Here is a 1,635-nt window from a genome sequence, read left to right as displayed (position 1 = left end):
AACCCTTATATAGAAAGGCATTTAGCGATTTTTGTCAATTGTTTTTTATCTAGAGCGAACTAATCAATTAAGTCTCTTGCCAGATAAGGATTTAGTCGATTTATGCCCCCCTATCGAACCATACCAAGTAACGAAGAACCTAAAATAAATTATTGAGCAAATATGAGGTGCGTTACGCTGTCGCTAACACACCCTACAAATTATCTATTACATGAGAAGATTAATAACAGAAGTCGCGGATCTAAATTTTCTCAGAATCAGATATAATCAAATTGGGTAAATAACCAAAATAATCTATGAATACGTTAGAACTTCGTGAACAAATCCAAAAATATGTTGAACAACTGTCACCAGAAAAATTACTCGTAGCAGTTGATTTTTTAGCATATTTGGCAACAAGAGAAGATGATGCTACTCAAGAGTTATTAGAGATTGTAGGATTTAAAGAAAATTTTGATCATGCTAGAGAAAATGTAAAACAAGGAAAGGTGATTACTGTTGACAAACTTAAACGAAAATATTAATTATACTGTTGTTATTAGTATTGATGCAGGGGAGTTTTTTGAATCTGCTTCTGCTACTTTACAAAAAAAGTTAGATAGATGTTTTGAACGTTTAAAAATTAATCCTCGTAATCATCCTAATATAAAATCTCTCAAAGGTGAGTTATCAGGTTATTATCGTTATCGAGTAGGTGACTATAGAGTTATTTATGAAATTAATGATGATTTAAAACTGGTAACGATAATTTTTATCGCCCATAGAAGTAAAGTTTATGAATAGCTGAAATAAAAATTAAGCAGCCAATTCTGTAGGGTGTGTTAATTAAATGCAACGTACCTTATAAATTCACCGTTAAATATCTTTGAAAAAAGCATTGTTTGCAAAAATACTTCATTTAAAACACTCAAGCTCTAATTACAGTAATTCTATATTGATTTTCCGTCACCACAACTTCAGTGGATAACCTCTCTTCCATTGGTAAGGCATTTTTCCGCCTATCAAAGATAAATAACCAACCAAAATCTAACCCTAAACGTGCTAAATAAAATTCTAATTGTTCAATTCCATCAGCTTGAGGATCGCGTTTTTTATCACGCCATACTTTTAATTCAATCCCTAAAATTACATCTTTATACTGCAAACATAAATCCATTCTATCGCTACCAATTGCATATTCCCTTTCTAAAACTCCCCCACCATTAACCACACGATGTAAAAAAGCCATTAATACTATATGTGGAGCGATTTCATGATAACCAGTGCTACCTAATAATGGTTCGACCTGTTGTCGCCAAAATTTGAGAAATGCTGTTAATAAAGCATCTATATTTAATTCACCTTCTGAATTTAACCAAGTGGGTGCAATCATCGGTAAAGAAGCCATTGGTGTCACTGTTAACACCCGGGGTAACACTTCCCGATAAATGGGATTAGCAATAGTTAAAGGTTCTTCGTTACTTAGTATGGTTCGATAGGGGGGCATAAATCGACTAAATCCTTATCTGGCAAGAGACTTAATTGATTAGTTCGCTCTAGAGCAAAAATAATTGACAAAAATCGCCAAATGCCTTTCTATATAAGGGTTCCATCCCTTATAACCCCCGTCCATTGCATAACAAAAACCGAAGAACC

The 1,635-nt window shown here is 33.4% G+C and carries 2 protein-coding genes and 1 pseudogene; 2 read left to right on the top strand and 1 reads right to left on the bottom strand.

The window, feature by feature from the left end:
* Positions 1–296: 296 nt before the first annotated feature.
* Together O9332_RS13015 and O9332_RS13010 are read left to right on the top strand one after the other, a co-directional pair.
* Positions 297–524, top strand: coding sequence for a hypothetical protein (locus O9332_RS13015; RefSeq protein WP_002734104.1), 228 nt, complete (start codon positions 297–299; stop codon positions 522–524).
* A complete protein-coding gene (locus tag O9332_RS13010; RefSeq protein ID WP_002734303.1) occupies positions 499–783 on the top strand; it encodes a type II toxin-antitoxin system RelE family toxin in 285 nt (94 codons plus the stop codon). Before O9332_RS13015 ends, O9332_RS13010 begins: the two co-directional genes overlap by 26 nt.
* Positions 784–907: 124 nt before the next feature.
* Here the strand turns inward: O9332_RS13010 and O9332_RS13005 are convergent.
* Positions 908–1,447, bottom strand: a pseudogene (locus O9332_RS13005) (ATP-binding protein); the annotation flags it as partial.
* Positions 1,448–1,635: the final 188 nt, after the last annotated feature.

The organism is Microcystis sp. LE19-10.1B, from assembly GCF_027530565.1.
Taxonomy (GTDB): Bacteria; Cyanobacteriota; Cyanobacteriia; order Cyanobacteriales; family Microcystaceae; genus Microcystis; species Microcystis aeruginosa.
The sequence above is the reverse complement of the archived record's forward strand: the minus strand, read 5'-3'. Positions and strand labels throughout refer to the sequence as shown.

Bases quoted from the DNA above. Each gene is read 5' to 3' on its own strand.
- O9332_RS13015 (WP_002734104.1), top strand. From the start codon at position 297: ATGAATACGTTAGAACTTCGTGAACAAATCCAAAAATATGTTGAACAA.